This window comes from Pararhizobium sp. (assembly GCF_965279435.1).
Classification (GTDB): domain Bacteria; phylum Pseudomonadota; class Alphaproteobacteria; order Rhizobiales; family Rhizobiaceae; genus Pararhizobium.
On record NZ_CBDIHY010000003.1, the window covers coordinates 2281653 to 2297470 of the forward strand.

12 protein-coding genes are annotated in these 15818 nt (G+C 60.0%); 7 read left to right on the forward strand and 5 right to left on the reverse strand.

Features of this window, described 5'->3' with window-relative positions; all coding sequences use genetic code 11:
* Positions 1–6 precede the first annotated feature (6 nt).
* The 4 genes from ACQY8Q_RS16640 to ACQY8Q_RS16655 all read left to right on the forward strand — a co-directional run bounded on the left by ACQY8Q_RS16640 (position 7) and on the right by ACQY8Q_RS16655 (position 3835).
* Complete coding sequence (locus tag ACQY8Q_RS16640) at positions 7–1671, forward strand: alpha-glucosidase (RefSeq protein WP_428427584.1); 1665 nt, start codon at positions 7–9, stop codon at positions 1669–1671.
* A gap of 63 nt (positions 1672–1734) precedes the next feature.
* Positions 1735–2823 carry an ABC transporter ATP-binding protein gene (locus tag ACQY8Q_RS16645; protein WP_428427585.1) on the forward strand — a complete coding sequence of 363 codons (1089 nt, stop codon included), beginning with the start codon at positions 1735–1737 and terminating at the stop codon, positions 2821–2823.
* A gap of 146 nt (positions 2824–2969) precedes the next feature.
* On the forward strand, positions 2970–3377 hold the full coding sequence (locus ACQY8Q_RS16650) for a hypothetical protein (protein ID WP_113247616.1): 408 nt from the start codon (positions 2970–2972) through the stop codon (positions 3375–3377).
* A gap of 92 nt (positions 3378–3469) precedes the next feature.
* Positions 3470–3835 (forward strand): GFA family protein, encoded by a 366-nt coding sequence (locus ACQY8Q_RS16655; protein ID WP_428427586.1) that lies wholly within the window; start codon positions 3470–3472, stop codon positions 3833–3835.
* Between the two features lie 277 nt (positions 3836–4112).
* On the opposite strand, the gene edd is transcribed toward ACQY8Q_RS16655, so the two are convergent.
* The 5 genes from edd to ACQY8Q_RS16680 all read right to left on the reverse strand — a co-directional run bounded on the left by edd (position 4113) and on the right by ACQY8Q_RS16680 (position 11154).
* A complete protein-coding gene (gene edd, locus ACQY8Q_RS16660; protein WP_428427587.1) occupies positions 4113–5933 on the reverse strand; it encodes a phosphogluconate dehydratase in 1821 nt (606 codons plus the stop codon).
* A gap of 186 nt (positions 5934–6119) precedes the next feature.
* Entirely contained in the window at positions 6120–6818 is a 699-nt protein-coding gene (gene pgl / locus ACQY8Q_RS16665; RefSeq protein WP_428427588.1) for a 6-phosphogluconolactonase, read from the reverse strand.
* Between the two features lie 11 nt (positions 6819–6829).
* Entirely contained in the window at positions 6830–8305 is a 1476-nt protein-coding gene (zwf, locus tag ACQY8Q_RS16670) for a glucose-6-phosphate dehydrogenase (protein WP_428427589.1), read from the reverse strand.
* Between the two features lie 109 nt (positions 8306–8414).
* Positions 8415–9725, reverse strand: coding sequence for an NAD(P)/FAD-dependent oxidoreductase (locus ACQY8Q_RS16675; protein ID WP_428427590.1), 1311 nt, complete (start codon positions 9723–9725; stop codon positions 8415–8417).
* Positions 9718–11154, reverse strand: coding sequence for a glutamine synthetase family protein (locus ACQY8Q_RS16680; protein WP_428427591.1), 1437 nt, complete (start codon positions 11152–11154; stop codon positions 9718–9720). Before ACQY8Q_RS16680 ends, ACQY8Q_RS16675 begins: the two co-directional genes overlap by 8 nt.
* A gap of 172 nt (positions 11155–11326) precedes the next feature.
* Here ACQY8Q_RS16680 and ACQY8Q_RS16685 point away from each other — a divergent pair, with 172 nt between their 5' ends.
* The 3 genes from ACQY8Q_RS16685 to ACQY8Q_RS16695 all read left to right on the forward strand — a co-directional run bounded on the left by ACQY8Q_RS16685 (position 11327) and on the right by ACQY8Q_RS16695 (position 15778).
* Entirely contained in the window at positions 11327–12511 is a 1185-nt protein-coding gene (locus tag ACQY8Q_RS16685) for an NAD(P)/FAD-dependent oxidoreductase (RefSeq protein WP_428429804.1), read from the forward strand.
* A 222-nt stretch (positions 12512–12733) separates the two neighbouring features.
* A complete protein-coding gene (locus ACQY8Q_RS16690) occupies positions 12734–12889 on the forward strand; it encodes a hypothetical protein (RefSeq protein ID WP_426123703.1) in 156 nt (51 codons plus the stop codon).
* A gap of 360 nt (positions 12890–13249) precedes the next feature.
* Positions 13250–15778: a methyl-accepting chemotaxis protein gene (locus tag ACQY8Q_RS16695; RefSeq protein ID WP_428427592.1), complete on the forward strand. Its 2529-nt coding sequence runs from the start codon at positions 13250–13252 to the stop codon at positions 15776–15778.
* The last annotated feature ends 40 nt before the right edge of the window (positions 15779–15818 follow it).

Below are 15818 nucleotides of genomic sequence, written 5' to 3' on the forward strand. Positions count from 1 at the left end.
ACAGGAATGAATACGAGCATAACCCAGGCAAGTGGTTCGACATTGCAGGCCGACCGGGACTGGTGGCGTGGCGCGGTGATCTACCAGATCTATCCGCGCTCCTACCAGGATAGCAACGGCGACGGCATCGGCGATCTGAAGGGCATCACCGCCCGCCTGCCGCATGTCGCCTCGCTCGGCGTCGATGCGATCTGGATTTCGCCGTTCTTCACCTCGCCGATGAAGGATTTCGGCTATGACGTGTCGAATTATACCGGCGTCGATCCGATCTTCGGATTGCTTGCCGATTTCGACGCGCTGATCGCTGAGGCCCACCGCCTTGGCATTCGCGTGATGATCGATCTGGTTCTATCGCATACCTCTGACCAGCATCCCTGGTTCGTCGAAAGCCGTTCGAGCCGCTTCAATCCGAAGGCGGACTGGTACGTCTGGTCCGATTCCAAGCCGGACGGCACGCCGCCGAACAACTGGATGTCGATCTTCGGTGGCTCGGCCTGGCAATGGGATCCGACGCGGCTGCAATATTACATGCACAACTTCCTGACTTCGCAGCCCGACCTCAATCTGCACAATCCCGAGGTTCAGGACGCGCTGCTCTCCGTCGAACGTTTCTGGCTGGAACGCGGCGTCGATGGTTTCCGGCTTGATACGATCAACTTCTATTTCCACGATCTGCAACTGCGCGACAATCCGGCGTTGGCGCCGGAACGCCGTAATGCCAACACGGCACCGGCCGTCAATCCGTATAATTACCAGGAACATCTCTACGACAAGAACCGCCCGGAAAACCTCGAATTCCTCAAGCGTTTTCGCGCCGTCATGGACGAGTTTCCGGCAATCGCCGCCGTCGGTGAAGTCGGCGACAGCCAGATCGGCCTCGAGATCGCCGGGCAATACACGTCCGGTAATGATAAGATGCACATGTGCTACGCCTTCGAATTCCTGGCGCCCGATCCGCTGACGCCATCAGGCGTCGCGCAGGTGCTGCATGATTTCGCCCGTGCAGCACCCGAAGGCTGGGCCTGCTGGGCGTTTTCCAATCATGACGTCGTGCGCCATGTCAGCCGCTGGGGCCAAGGCATTGCCGATCAGGATGCGCATGCGAAATTCCTCGCCAGCCTGCTGATGACCCTGCGTGGCTCGGTCTGCATCTATCAGGGCGAAGAGCTCGGCCTGACGGAAGCCGATCTCGCCTTCGAGGATTTGCAGGACCCCTACGGCATCCAGTTCTGGCCGGATTTCAAGGGCCGCGACGGCTGCCGTACGCCAATGGTCTGGGACAAGAACGCCGTCAATGGCGGTTTCGGTGAGGGCAAGCCCTGGCTGCCGGTGCCGAAGGAACATCTCGGCCGTGCCGTGTCGGAACAGCAGGCGGACCCGAATTCGGTGCTCAACCATTACCGCCGGTTTCTCGCCTTCCGCAAGCAGCACTCGGCGTTCGCCAAGGGTGAGATCGAGTTCCGCCCTTACCCGGCGCCGCTGCTCGGTTTCGAGCGAAAATTCGGCAACGAGACTGTTCTGTGCCTGTTCAACATGAGCGGCGAAACGCTGGCGGCCGAACGGCCGAGTGAAAAACTCAATGTGCTCGAAGGCCATGGCTTTGCATCGGCATTGAACGGCGACACCATCACGCTACCGGCCTGGAGCGGCTTTTTCGCCCGGGTCGAATAACCAGATCAAACCGGTTCGCTCAAATGAGCCGGCCAAAAACGAGAGAATGAAGGGGAGGATGACATGGCAGGTTTGCAACTGAAGAATATCCGCAAGTCCTATGGCGCGGTGGATGTCATCCATGGCATCGATCTGGATATCAAGCAGGGCGAGTTCGTCGTCTTCGTCGGACCATCCGGCTGCGGAAAATCGACGCTGTTGCGGATGATCGCCGGCCTGGAGGAAATCTCCGGCGGCGAAATGTACATCGCCGAGCGGCTGGTCAACGAGGTGCCGCCATCGCAACGCGGCATCGCCATGGTCTTCCAGTCTTATGCGCTTTATCCGCATATGACCGTCTATGACAACATGGCCTTCGGCATGCGCATCGCCAAGGAAACGAAGGAGGAGATCGACCGCCGCGTTCGCGCTGCTGCCGATATCCTGCAACTGACCGCATATCTCGACCGTCTGCCCAAGGCGCTTTCCGGCGGCCAGCGCCAGCGTGTCGCCATCGGCCGGGCGATCTGCCGCGATCCAAAAGTGTTCCTGTTTGACGAGCCATTGTCCAATCTCGATGCAGCCCTGCGTGTCGCCACCCGTATCGAGATCGCCAAGCTGAACGAATCCATGCCGGATACGACGATGATCTACGTCACCCACGATCAGGTCGAGGCGATGACACTCGCCGACCGCATCGTCGTGCTTTCGGCCGGTCACATCGAACAGGTCGGCCCGCCGCTGGAACTCTACGAGCGCCCGGCCAATCTCTTCGTCGCCCGCTTCATCGGTTCGCCGGCGATGAACATCATTCCGGCGAAGATCGTCGGAACTGGTGCCGAGACATCGGTCGAATTGCCGGGCGGCAAGCGGGACGTTCTCGATATTCCGACGGCGGCCTCCGAAAACGGCAAGGCGGCAAGTTTTGGCGTGCGGCCGGAAGACCTGCGCGTCTCGACCGGCGACAGCTTCCTGTTCGAAGGCACCGTCGCGATCATCGAGGCGCTGGGCGAAGTGACGCTGCTCTATATCGAAGGGCTGGTTGCCAACGAGCCGATCATCGCAAAGGTGCCGGGTATCCTCGATATCAAGCGTGGCGAGAAGGTGCGCTTTACCGCCGACAAGGCCAAGCTGCACCTGTTCGACGCGAACGGAAAGAGCTACCGGGCGTAGAGCCAGGCAGAATGTTCAAGACCCGGCCGGGCGGTGTTTTCGGGCGGGTTTTTTATTGGCGCTGTGCCAAAATCGGTCACGGACTCACGCTCTGTTAAATCTCCGACGCTAATGTTTCAAAAAAACAAAGGGCATGGAGCAGAAAGATGCGGGGACAGGCATCCGATAGACCGACATATCTCAGCAAGGAAGAATCCTTCATGTACGATCGGGAAGCCAATTTCCCGATGGAGGATACCCGCAATGATGCCCGGATCGAATATACCGAAAACGGCATGCTCAACCTTACCTCACGCCGCTGCGAACTGCTGAAAATATCGAAAAGCAGCGCGGTTCTGGGCATCGCCACGCAGTTCAAGCTACCGCAGAATTTCTATCTCGATGTGCCCAGTGCACGCATCGGCATGGTCGGCTGCATCGTCAAGCGTGTGCATGCCAACAACATCATCGAGGCGCGCTTCCTGCGATTGATGTCCGAGCGCGACCTCAATCGCATCTTTGTCTATTCGACGCATCCAAACCATCGCAACCGCGTTCTCGACATCTACAGCTGACCTTTTTGGGGCAATTGATGGTCGCTCGCGCTTGACACCGCCCGCAAGAGGCGGATTGATAGGGATTGCGCGACGGAAGCGAGAGATTACCGATGAAAAGACCCTATCGCCTTTCCTGTCATTGCGGCGATATCTGCTTTGAAATCGACGACGAGATTTCCGAGCTGGTCGAATGCAATTGCTCGACCTGCCGCCGCTCGGGTTTCCTGCATTGGAAGGTTCCGGTCAGCAAGATAACGCTGGTCAGCGAAAAGCGCCGCATCTCCACCTATGTCTGGCGCAGCATCACCGAAGGCCACCATTTTTGCGCCACATGCGGCGTAGCCCTGATGCGCAGCGGCTATCCGGGTGAAAAGGTATCCGTGAATGCCCGCTGCATCGAGGGCATCGATATCTTCGAGCTGAACATCGAACGCTATGACGGCCGCACCGACATGCATCCGGGGCCGCTTCCGTAAGCATCGGCATGTGAAGACTTGTGATCAACGGATACGGACTGCCGCGAAGTCACTTCCTCACAGTTTGGCAGGCCATTTGGGAAATTATGCGTTGCCAAATCTTCCGTCATCTCTGTGCTTGTCACAGAGATCCAGCCAGCCCAAGTCCTTGGGCTGAAAGAGTCTTTTGACCCGACGGACGTCGGGTCACTGGATCCCCGCCACAGGGGCGAGGATGACGGAGAGTGGGATACCGCTCTCGCCAGATAATCGTTTTAGGATTCGTCAGCAGCCTTTCTCAGTGAAAAAACACGCTGGCGCCCTGATCGGCGGAACCTGTGGCCGCGCGGAAGGGGGCGAACAGTTCGCGGCCCATGCCGAATTCATTCTCTGACAGATCGGCTTCGGCCGGAGCCCGGCCGGCGAGTTCCGCAGCGTCCACCAGCACCTTGATCGTTCCGTGGATGGCATCCAGCCGAATGATGTCGCCCTCGCGGATCTTGGAGATCGGTCCACCGTCCTTGGCTTCGGGCGTCATGTGGATCGCCGACGGCACCTTGCCGGAGGCGCCGGACATGCGGCCGTCGGTCACCAGCGCAACCGTCTGGCCGCGATCCTGCAGAATGCCGAGCACAGTGGTCAGCTTGTGCAGTTCCGGCATGCCATTGGCTTTCGGGCCCTGGAAGCGTACGACCGCGATGAAATCACCCTCAAGCTTGCCCTCCTTGAAGGCCGTCTGCAGTTCCGATTGATCGTGAAAGATCTTCGCCGGTGCCTCGATGACGTGGCGTTCCGGCTTGACGGCCGAAATCTTGATGACGGCCTTGCCGAGATTGCCGGTTAGCATCTTCAGGCCGCCCGAATGCTGGAAGGGATGTTCAACGGTCGAAAGCACTTTTGGATCGTGGCTGACGTCTGGCGCCGGTTCGCGCGCGACGGTGCCGTTCACGCCCAGCTTGACGTCGATCGCATAGGCGTCGAGCCCCTGGCCGAAAACAGTACGGACGTCGTTATGCAGCAGGCCGTGCTTCAGAAGCTGGCTGATCAGGTAGCCCATGCCACCGGCTGCATGGAAATGGTTCACGTCGGCAAGACCGTTCGGATAGACGCGGGCGAGCAGCGGGATGATGTCGGAAAGCTCCGAAATATCCTGCCATGTCAGCGCGATACCGGCCGAACGGGCCATGGCGACAAGGTGCATTGTGTGGTTGGTCGAGCCACCCGTCGCATGCAGGCCGACGACGCCGTTGACGATCGAGCGTTCGTCGATCATTTCACCGGCAGGGGTGTATTCGTTGCCGAGTGCGGTGATAGCTAGGGCCCGCTTGGTGGCTTCCCGCGTCAGAGCGTCGCGCAGCGGTGTGCCCGGATTGATGAAGGAGGCGCCTGGCAGGTGGAAGCCCATGATCTCCATCAGCATTTGGTTGGAGTTGGCGGTGCCGTAGAAGGTGCAGGTGCCCGGACCGTGATACGACTTCGATTCCGCTTCGAGCAGTTCGTCGCGGCCAACCTTGCCTTCGGCAAACAGCTGGCGGACGCGCGACTTTTCGTCGTTCGGCAGGCCTGTGGTCATCGGGCCGGCCGGAATGAACACCGCCGGCAGATGGCCGAAGGTCATGGCGGCAATCATCAGGCCGGGAACGATCTTGTCGCAGACACCGAGATAGACGGTACTGTCAAACATGTTGTGCGACAGGCCGACGCCTGCGGCCATAGCGATCAGGTCGCGGGAAAACAGCGACAGCTCCATGCCAGGCTGTCCTTGCGTGACGCCGTCGCACATGGCCGGAACACCGCCCGCCACCTGCGCCACGCCGCCCACGTCATGGGCCGCCTGGCGGATCAGCGCCGGATAGGTCTCGAACGGCTGATGCGCCGACAGCATGTCGTTGTAGGAGGTGATGATGCCGAGGTTCAGCACCTCGTCGCCAGAAAGCGCCACCTTTTCCGAGGGGGAACAGACGGCAAAGCCATGGGCAAGGTTGCCGCAGCCGAGAACCGAACGGGTGACGCGCTTGGATGCCGCCGAACGAACGCGGGCTAGATAAGGCTCGCGGTAGGGTTTCGAGCGTTCGACGATGCGGGCGGTAATCGCGGCAATACGGCTGTCGGCGGACATGGCAATCCTGTTCCGGAGTGTTCGGCACTCCTGTGGTCGGCATGGTTTCGGTTATCCGGGTCTTGGGACCCCGGATGTCGGGCTTGAAGCATGCCGCGTAGAAGTGTGCAGCAGTGCTGCGATGACGACATGCGTAAAATCAAAGTCCTAAGTGCAGGAGGCGATCCCCAGAGATCGCGACCTGCTTCAGGGGGCCCAGTAGATCTGAAGCGGGGAGGCGGCCCGGCGCAATATCGCCCGGATCGGCATCTCCGCCTCGTCACCGGGCGCTTCAGCCTTGGCAAGAACGTCCTTCTTGGCCGCTCCCTCGATATGGAGCACCAGAAGTCGGGCATCCTGAAGGCTGGAGAATGTGAATGTCAGGCGAGGTTCTCCCGCACCGTCGGCTTCCATCGTCATCACGCCGCGTGGCGTGGCCGGATCAAGCGCCTCTGCAAGGCGCGAGCCACCCGGAAAGAACGAGGCCGTATGTCCGTCGCCACCCATGCCGAGGATGGCAGCATCGAACGGACAGCCGAGAGCGGCGGTCTGCCTGGTGGCCGCGGCCGCTGCTTCCTCGGCCGTTGCTGCCGGATAATAGAGCGGCTGGAAGTGTGCCGAGGCGGCTGCATTGATCAGCAGGTTGTCCTTGACCAGCTTTTCGTTGGATCGGTCGGTATCGGGCGCCACGAAGCGTTCATCGACCAGGGTCACGGTGACCTTGGTCCAGTCGATCGTCTTGCCGGATAAAGCCTTGAAGAAAGCCTTCGGGGTCGAGCCGCCGGAGACGGCGATGCAGGCTTGCCCGCGCGCCGCAACGGCTGCGGACAAAGCCGCAGCCACGGCGTCGGCAAGGCCATCCGCCAGGGCCGCACCATTGTCGAATACATGCATCGCAGCCGTCATGGCTTTCGTCCTCAGATCACTTCATGCCAGGTACGGCCGTCCCGCTCGATGAGCGCGATAGCCTGGCTCGGTCCCCAGGTGCCGGCCGTATAGGCCTGGACCTGCTGGTTGACGGCTTCCCAGGATTTCAGGATCGGATCGACCCAGCGCCATGCGGCTTCGACTTCGTCGCGGCGCATGAACAGGGTCTGGTTGTTGCGAACCACGTCGAGCAGCAGGCGCTCATAGGCATCGGCGCTGCGGGCGTTGAAGGCTTCGGCAAAGGTCATGTCGAGCGAGACGTTGCGCAGGCGCATGCCGCCCGGACCCGGGTCCTTGATCATCAATGACTGCTTGACGCCTTCGTCCGGCTGCAGGCGGATGATCAGCTGGTTGGCTTCGATCCGACCTGCGGCCTCGTCGAAGATCGAATGCGGGATCGGCTTGAAGGTAATGACGATTTCCGACATGCGGCCGGCCATGCGTTTGCCGGTGCGGATGTAGAACGGAACGCCAGCCCAGCGCCAGTTGTTGATTTCGGCCTTGATGGCAACGAAGGTCTCGGTGTTGGACACGCCGCCTTCCAGCTCTTCAAGATAGCCCTTGACCGCACCGCCGGCCGAAGCGCCTGCCTTGTACTGGCCACGCACCGTCATTTTCTCGACATTGCTTGGGTTGATCGGCTTCAATGCGCGCAGCACCTTCAGCTTTTCGTCGCGCACGGCTTCCGCATTCATCGACGGCGGAACCTCCATGGCGACCAGGCAGAGAAGCTGGAGGATATGGTTCTGCACCATGTCGCGCAGCGCCCCGGCCTTGTCGTAATAACCGGCACGGCTTTCCAGCCCGACGGATTCGGCAACGGTGATTTGGATATGGTCGATGTAGGACGAGTTCCACAACGGTTCGTACAGCGTGTTGGCAAAGCGCAGAGCCATCAGGTTCTGCACGGTTTCCTTGCCGAGGTAGTGGTCGATACGGAAGATCTGCTCTTCCTTGAACACTTTGCCGATCGTGTCGTTAAGCTCCAGCGCCGAGGCAAGGTCGCGGCCGATCGGCTTTTCAACGACGATGCGTGTCATTTTGGTGATCAGCTTGTGGTCACGGATCTTTTCCGAGATATCGCCGAAGATCGCCGGGGCAACGGCGAGATAGAAAGCGCGGACGCGGTCCTTGCCTTCGTCCAAAAGTGCCTTCAGCTGATCCCAGCCATTGTCCGACTTGGCGTCGACAGGCACGTAGAAAAGACGGTCGGTGAAGGTCTTCACCTGCGCCTCGTCATACTCGCCGGGCTTCAGATGTTCCTTAAGGGCATCGGTTGCAAATTTGCGGTATTCTTCGTGGCTGAGAACGCTGCGCGATGCACCGATAATGCGGGTCGGATCGGTGAGTTGGCCATCCAGCTGGCGATGATAAAGGGCAGGAAGCAATTTGCGTTCGGCAAGGTCGCCGGTGCCTCCGAAAACCACATAGTCAAAGGGTTCCACAGGAATGATCTGGCTGCTCATGAGAAATCTCGATCTCGTTCTGGTCTGAGGAGTGTATAATCTAATCGATTTAAAAGCGCTAGGGTGCGACGCAACAAAATGCGTTTCGTCGGCCTTTCGGGTGCGGCTTTTAAAACTTGTCGCGCAAGGCATACCAGCTGAGTGCGACGAACAAAAGCACGGAGCGGAACCGCGTACCGCCCGGAAATGCCGGAATGTTCAGCTCCCGGAACAGATCGAGGTCCGAGCGGTTGCCGGTCACCATGTCGGAATAGAGCTTGCCGCAATAGTTCGACAGCATGACGCCGTGGCCGGAATAGCCGCCGATCGAGGTAACGCCGGGCATGACCTCGCGCACGAATGGTTGGCGCGGCAGGGTGATGCCGACCGAACCGCCCCAGGCATGGGTCATCTCGATATTCGCCAGCGACGGATAGATTTCGCTGATCTGCCGGCGGATATGCTCGGAAATCTCGCGGGGATTGTCCGCCGTATAGGCTTCGCGGCCGCCAAACAGCAGCCGCCCATCCTTCGATTTGCGGAAATAACGCACGACAAAGCGCGAATCGGCAACCGCTTCGCCGCCCGGCAGCACATCCGGAAAATCGCTGAGAACCTTGGTGGCGCCGATGAACGAGCGGATCGGCATGACATGCCGTGCGGTCACCGGTTCGAGATTGCCGATATAGCCGTTGCAGGCAATCAAGGCGCGGTCGGCGCGGATGGTGCCCTTGTCCGTTTCGATGGTGACGCGCCCACCGGCCTGGTTGATCGTCAGCGCCTTCGTCTGTTCATGCAGTGAAGCGCCGGCCAAGGCTGCCTGCTTTGCCAGCCCGACCAGCAGTTTCATCGGCTGGATATGACCGGTGCCCGTATCGCGGATACCGAACACGTAACGTTCGGAGCCGAGCCGTGCTACGGTTTCGTCGCGGCCCATGAAGCTCTGGTGGGCATAGCCATAACGCGACGCAGCGATCTCGACGCTGTCGCGATAGTCTTTTTCAAGGCGTGGCTTGTGGCAGACGTTCAGCTGGCCCTCGACATATTCGATGTCGATGTCGTGCGCGGATGCAAACTCGAGAAGATGTTTCTTGGCATCTTCGGCGAGATCGAACAGAGCCTTGGACCGCTCGAAACCGAGCGTGCCTTCCATCTCTTCGGGAGACCAACGCTGGCCGGTGCCGAGCTGTCCGCCATTGCGGCCGGACGCGCCGTCACCGAAGCGGCAGGCGTCGATCAGGGTGACACGCACGCCTTTCAGGGCCAGATTGTAGGCCGCCTGCAGCCCTGTGAAACCGCCGCCGACGATGGCGACATCGGTCTCGACCGAGCCGGAGAGGGCCGGATATTCCGGCCGCTCCACAACGTTGGACTCATACCAGGAAATCCCCGGCGAGATCGGGCTTTGCCAAGGCATGGCTGCGCCTTTCGTATCAGACATTGAGAAGCAGGTATTCGCGCTCCCAAGGGCTGATCACCTGCATGAAGGTTTCGAACTCGCCCCGCTTCACGCCACCATAGATAGCAATGAATTCCGGGCTGAAGATCTCGGCAAAGGCTGGTTCTGCTTCAAGCAGCGACACCGCTTCCAAGAGGCCGCGCGGCAGGTCGATCGTGCCTTTGTCTGCCGAAGCTTCCGCCGGTGCCGACGGCTCCAGTCCCTGAATGATACCGAGATAACCGCAACCGAGAGAAGCCGCCAGCGCCAGATAAGGATTGGCATCCGAGCTTGGCAGGCGGTTTTCGACGCGGCGCGCAACAGGCTCCGAAACAGGAATACGGAACGCCGTGGTCCGGTTGTCATAGCCCCAGGCATTGTTGACCGGTGCCGACATATCAGGCGTCAGCCGCCGGTACGAGTTCACATAAGGGGCCATCATCGACAGCGCCTTGGGAACAAATGTCTGCATGCCGCCGATGAAGGAGAAGAACTCCTTGGACGGTGAGCCATCGGCATTGGAAAACAGGTTCCGGCCGGTGTTCACCTCGATGACGGACTGGTGGATGTGCATGGCGGAGCCGGCCTGCGCCTGCATCGGCTTGGCCATGAAGGTCGCGTAGATGCCGTGCTTCAGCGCCGCTTCGCGAATGGTCCGCTTGAACATGAAGACCTGGTCGGCAAGCTCGATCGGATCGCCATGGCGAAGGTTGATTTCCAGCTGCGCCGGACCTTCTTCGTGGATCAGCGTGTCGATCTCGAGACCCTGCTTTTCCGAGAAGTGGTAGATGTCGTCGATCAGTTCGTCGAATTCGTTGACGCCGGCGATCGAATAGCCCTGTCCACCCTGGATGGCGCGTCCCGAGCGGCCTTTCGGCGGATGCAGCGGATAATCCGGGTCTTCGTTCTTGGCGACCAGATAGAATTCGATTTCCGGTGCGACGACCGGCTTCCAGCCCCTCTGGTGATAAAGATCGAGCACATGCTTCAGCACGTTGCGCGGCGTATAGGGAACCTTTTCGCCCTGCGAACCCGCAATGTCGCAGATCACCTGCGCCGTCGGGTCACTTTCCCAGGGAACGACCGAAAGGGTCGAAAGGTCGGGCACCAGCTTGATGTCGCTATCCCGGCTGTCATAGCGGAAGTTGCCGGTCTCTTCGGGATATTCGCCGGAAATGGTATGGCGATAGATCGCTGAAGGCAGCGCCAGGGAGGTGTTGGAGGTAAACTTCGAAGACGGCATCATCTTGCCGCGCGGAACGCCGGCGATATCAGGTGTGATGCATTCGATATCTTCGATGCCGCGGATCTTCAGCCAGTCGGCGGCTTCCTTCCAGGTTTTCACTCCGCGTGGAGCTTGCAGTGCGGCGGGTATTTTCGAGCTCTTGACAGTCCTTGCAGTTGGTTGGGCAGCATTTCTTCTGACGGGCATAAATCACCGGTTTTGGGTTCGGATGGGGCATCATAGCCACAGTTTGGCAATTGGCTAGGGTGAAAACCGGGACTTTTTCCGCCGTACAGGCTGTATTCGCGCTCATCGCAGCAACAGCGATTGACTTTGACGCCCTCGCCTTCGAAAGAAAACTGAAACGGGAATGGATGTCTTGGCTGAACAGTTCGACGTGGTGATAATCGGCGCAGGCGCCGCCGGCATGATGGCGGCGATCGAGGCGGGTAAGCGCGGCCGCCGCGTCGCCGTGCTCGATCATGCCAAGGCGCCGGGCGAGAAAATCCGCATCTCGGGTGGTGGACGCTGCAACTTCACCAATATCCATGCGAGCCCGAAGAACTTCCTCTCGGCCAATCCGCATTTCTGCAAGTCGGCATTGGCGCGCTATACGCCGCATGATTTCATTGCGCTGGTCGATCGCTACAATATTGCCTGGCATGAAAAGGCACTTGGCCAACTGTTTTGCGATGACACCGCCAAGGATATCATCCGCATGCTCTTGACGGAGATGAAGGAGGTTCGCGCCGTTCTGCGGCTTGGTGCGCAGATCCAGACGGTTGACAAAACCGTTTCCGGCTTCCGGGTCGTGACCGGGGATGGGGCGATTGACTGCTCTTCGTTGATCATGGCGAGCGGCGGCAAGTCGATCCCGAAAATGGGCGCGACCGGTTTCGCCTATAGGATTGCCGAGCAGTTTGGCCTGCCGCTGGTCGAGACCCGCCCGGGTCTGGTGCCGTTGACGCTTGATCCAACACAGCTGGAGAGCCTGAGTGCCCTTGCCGGCGTTGCTGTCGATGCCCAGGCGCGCTCCGGCAAGACGATGTTCGAGGAAGCCCTGCTGATCACTCATCGGGGACTAAGCGGCCCGGCCATCCTGCAGATATCCTCCTACTGGCGTGAGGGCGGCGATATCCGCCTCAACCTGTTGCCGCATGTCGATATCGCCGCCGTGTTGAAGGCGGCGCGCAAGGAGAATGGCCGTCAGGCACTGCAGACCGCATTGGCCGAACCGCTACCGAAAAGGCTGGCGCAATTCTTTGCCGAGGCAGCCGGGCTCAGCAACCGGCCGCTTGCGGATCTCTCCGACAAGGCCATCGATACGTTTTGCCTGACCATCAAGGACTGGGCCATCACCCCAGCCGGCTCGGAAGGGTATCGTACCGCCGAGGTAACGCTGGGCGGCGTCGATACCAGGGTGCTCGATTCCCGTACCATGCAGGCACGTGACGTTCCCGGGCTCTATTTCATCGGCGAGTGCGTCGATGTCACCGGCTGGCTCGGCGGCTACAATTTCCAGTGGGCCTGGGCCTCGGGTTTTTCGGCGGGACAGGCGGCATAAGCGGACAAAGCGTAGGCCGCTTCAGCACTTGTTAAGACATCTGACGGAACCTGCTTGAAACGCTGGCTCAACGGCTTTGCGCGGTGGTGAGAATGCAGTTTTCAGGGATTGTTTCAGAAAAGTGACATTTTTTGCTCTTTTGTGAGCCGTTGCAACGTCAGGTGGGCTGGCGGTCCGGATGATCCGGGTCTACTGTTGCTTTGGTCGAAAGGAAATGATGCCATGAATCAATCACGCAGTCGTTCCACAGCCCGCGCAATCGCAATTGCGAAAGCCGACGAGAGCGCGGCGCGCAAGGCTTTGCTGATCCGCGTATCAGTGATCGCCGTGTTCGCTCTTGCTGCTCTCGTGGCCCTGCCGTCTTTCTGGTCTTTCTAAGCAGACCAATCCCGTTTCAACTTTGGAATAGCAGACGTCTCTGTGTGCCTATGCTTGGGCGCACAATCTCGCGAAAATTCCGTACGGCCGTTATACCTGCCAATATGCGGGTAGCCGCCATCTGAAACGATTTAGACCGCATTTATTCAAATATTAATCGTTGCCGTTGAAGAATGTGTCTCAACGGAGCCTGCCGTGATCTTAGCCCCCGGGAGGCGGCGGTTCATGCAATGAATGCCTGGCAGGCTGGCGGCGATGCGCCGCATGATTTTTCAGTTAAATCACCAGCTTGTTGGCGCACCGGGGAAGCCTGTCATGGCTTGAGGAGGGCGGACGCAGGCTGCGAGCCAAGGTGCGTTCATGTTCATCGACAAGATTCTTGCCCGCTTCAAAATCCAGACCAAGGTGCTGTTGTTCATTCTGCCGTTCGTCATCAGCATCTGTGCTGTCGGCATCACCGGGTTCTATGCGTCCGGATTGCTGCAGGGACGGATGGAGATTTCCAACAGTGTCCTCCAGTCGCTGAGCGGCTTCAAGGACGTCTATGCCGGCATGAACGCTTTCCTGAAGAACACGACCGAAGAGTCTCGCGCGGCGGTGCTCGAGAAGATTACAGCCCAGCGTGCGGTTCTCGAAGGGACGCTGAAACAGGTCGATGACGAGAACGGCCGTAATCAGCTTCAGCAGGCTTTGACTGGTAGCGCAACGATCGGTGAGCGGGTCGATGGCCTGTGGACGCTCTACGAACAGGAAGTGACCCTGCGTCAATCCATCAATGGAAGCCTTCGCCTGCTGCTCGCCGCACAGATGAAAATCCTTGATGAAGCGACGACCATGGAACAGAACGTCCGTCAGGACGAGGAGGCCGCCAAGTCGCTGTTGCGCGAGGCAGAACGCCTGACCTCGTCCAGTGACACGCTCGTCGCTTTCAACACGAGTTTCGCAAAGGCGGCCAGTGCCGAAGACAAGATCAAGGTCGCGGCCGATTCCTATGGTGCGATGACCAAGGTTCTGCGCAAGATGAGCTCCGGGCTGCCGCAAAACCAGAAGGCGGTTTCAGAAACCTTCAAGACGACCATCGGCGAGATCAAGACGCTGGTCGACAGCGGTGACAAGAGCGACGAAACGGCGGCTTCGGTCGGCAGACTTATGGCTCGCTTCCGCCAGACGAGCATTCAGCTCAACACCGCAGCCGGTTTGAAGATGCGTGAAGCAACGGCGACCTTCGGCAAGCTCGACGCGGCGCTGGTGAGGGCCAACGCCGTCCTTTCCGGTACCCGTTCGATCGTCAACTCCGTCTACTCGATCCGTATCGCCGCCGCGAGCTTCCTGGAAAAGACGGATGCCGCCGGTAAAGAGCGACTGATGCGCGAATTCAGCCTGATGAATCAGGAAATCCAGAGCTTGGCCCAGTCGGCTGGCGATTTGCCGTTCTTCAACAATCTCGTCATTGCCGTGAAGCCGGTGACGGAAAAGATGCAGGCAGACAGCGCCGCGCTCGTTGATAGCAGTGCCGCCCGCCAAGCAGAGTTCAGCACCGCAGCCGCCGAAATCGATGACATCTGGGGCCAGTTGACGGCGTTTGCCGAAGGCCAGAAAACCACGGCTTCGGTTGAGCGCGACAAGGCCAACCAGGTGTCGGTCTTCGCAACGGTGGTCGGTATCCTGATAGCGCTTCTCGCCGGCGGCGCGCTGGTGCTGACGCTGAAAGGCCCGATCGGCCAGATCACCGCCGCCATGCGCCGCCTTGCCGACGGCGCACTCGATACCTCGATCGACGGTGGTGCCCGCCGCGACGAAATCGGCGACATGGCCCGGGCGCTTGGCATCTTCAAGGAGAATGCCCTGTCGAAGGTCCGCATCGAAGCCGAAAGCGAGGAGCAGCGCGCGCAGGCTGATGCCGAACGCAGCCGCAACGACACGGAAAAACGCGCCCTCGACAGCCAGATCGATTTTGCCGTCAGCCAACTGGCCGCCGGTCTTGGCCGCTTGGCGCAGGGTGACCTGTCGCAACAGATCGATACGCCGTTCACCGGCCGCCTCGAGCAGCTGCGCAAGGACTTTAACGGCTCGCTGATCCGCCTGCAGGACACGCTCCTGCAGATCCGCAACAATGCCCTGTCAATCCAGCGCAGCGGCAACGACTTGCACGCGTCGGCCGATTCACTGTCGAAGCGCACCGAGGCGCAGGCAGCGTCACTGGAAGAAACCGCCGCTGCCGTCGACCAGATCACCGTTACGGTCCGTTCATCGGCCGAACGCGCCCACGAGGCCAATATCGCTGTCACGCATACCAAGAAGAGTGCCGACAGCTCGGCAGTTGTCGTCAGCAACGCGATTGCGGCGATGGGGCGGATCGAGGATGCCTCGCACCAGATCGAGCAGATCATCGATGTGATCGACGAGATCGCCTTCCAGACCAACCTTCTGGCGCTCAATGCCGGTATCGAGGCCGCCCGCGCCGGCGATGCAGGCAAGGGGTTTGCGGTGGTGGCGCAGGAAGTCCGCGAGCTTGCCCAACGCTCGGCGGGCGCCGCCCGTGAGATCAAAGGCCTGATCAACAAGTCCGCCAATGAAGTGAATTCCGGATCGCAACTGGTCCAGGAAACCGGTGCGGTTCTGGCGTCGATCAGCCAGCAGATCGTCTCGGTCAGCAGCCATGTGGAAATGATCGCCACCGCCAGCCGCGACCAGGCCGCCGCCCTGCATGAGGTCAATGGCTCCGTCAACCAGATGGACCAGATGACCCAGCAGAACGCGACCATGGTCGACCAGGCGACCAGCGCCAGCCGCGAACTCGCCAATCAGGCCGATACGCTGATGATGCTGGTCGAGCAGTTCCGCCTGGAGCCCGTCAGTACCGGTCGCCAGATCGGCCGCGCCGCCTGATCAAACGGACCGTTCGAAGAAGGAAAGCCCGGCATCATCA

Excerpts from the sequence above, each read along its gene's own strand:
- ACQY8Q_RS16650 (WP_113247616.1), top strand. The coding sequence starts at position 2,970 with ATGCGGGGACAGGCATCCGATAGACCGACATATCTCAGCAAGGAAGAA.
- ACQY8Q_RS16645 (WP_428427585.1), top strand. The coding sequence starts at position 1,735 with ATGGCAGGTTTGCAACTGAAGAATATCCGCAAGTCCTATGGCGCGGTG.
- ACQY8Q_RS16655 (WP_428427586.1), top strand. The coding sequence starts at position 3,470 with ATGAAAAGACCCTATCGCCTTTCCTGTCATTGCGGCGATATCTGCTTT.
- ACQY8Q_RS16690 (WP_426123703.1), top strand. The coding sequence starts at position 12,734 with ATGAATCAATCACGCAGTCGTTCCACAGCCCGCGCAATCGCAATTGCG.
- ACQY8Q_RS16675 (WP_428427590.1), bottom strand. The coding sequence starts at position 9,725 with ATGTCTGATACGAAAGGCGCAGCCATGCCTTGGCAAAGCCCGATCTCG.
- edd (WP_428427587.1), bottom strand. The coding sequence starts at position 5,933 with ATGTCCGCCGACAGCCGTATTGCCGCGATTACCGCCCGCATCGTCGAA.
- pgl (WP_428427588.1), bottom strand. The coding sequence starts at position 6,818 with ATGACGGCTGCGATGCATGTATTCGACAATGGTGCGGCCCTGGCGGAT.
- ACQY8Q_RS16695 (WP_428427592.1), top strand. The coding sequence starts at position 13,250 with ATGTTCATCGACAAGATTCTTGCCCGCTTCAAAATCCAGACCAAGGTG.
- ACQY8Q_RS16640 (WP_428427584.1), top strand. The coding sequence starts at position 7 with ATGAATACGAGCATAACCCAGGCAAGTGGTTCGACATTGCAGGCCGAC.
- ACQY8Q_RS16680 (WP_428427591.1), bottom strand. The coding sequence starts at position 11,154 with ATGCCCGTCAGAAGAAATGCTGCCCAACCAACTGCAAGGACTGTCAAG.
- zwf (WP_428427589.1), bottom strand. The coding sequence starts at position 8,305 with ATGAGCAGCCAGATCATTCCTGTGGAACCCTTTGACTATGTGGTTTTC.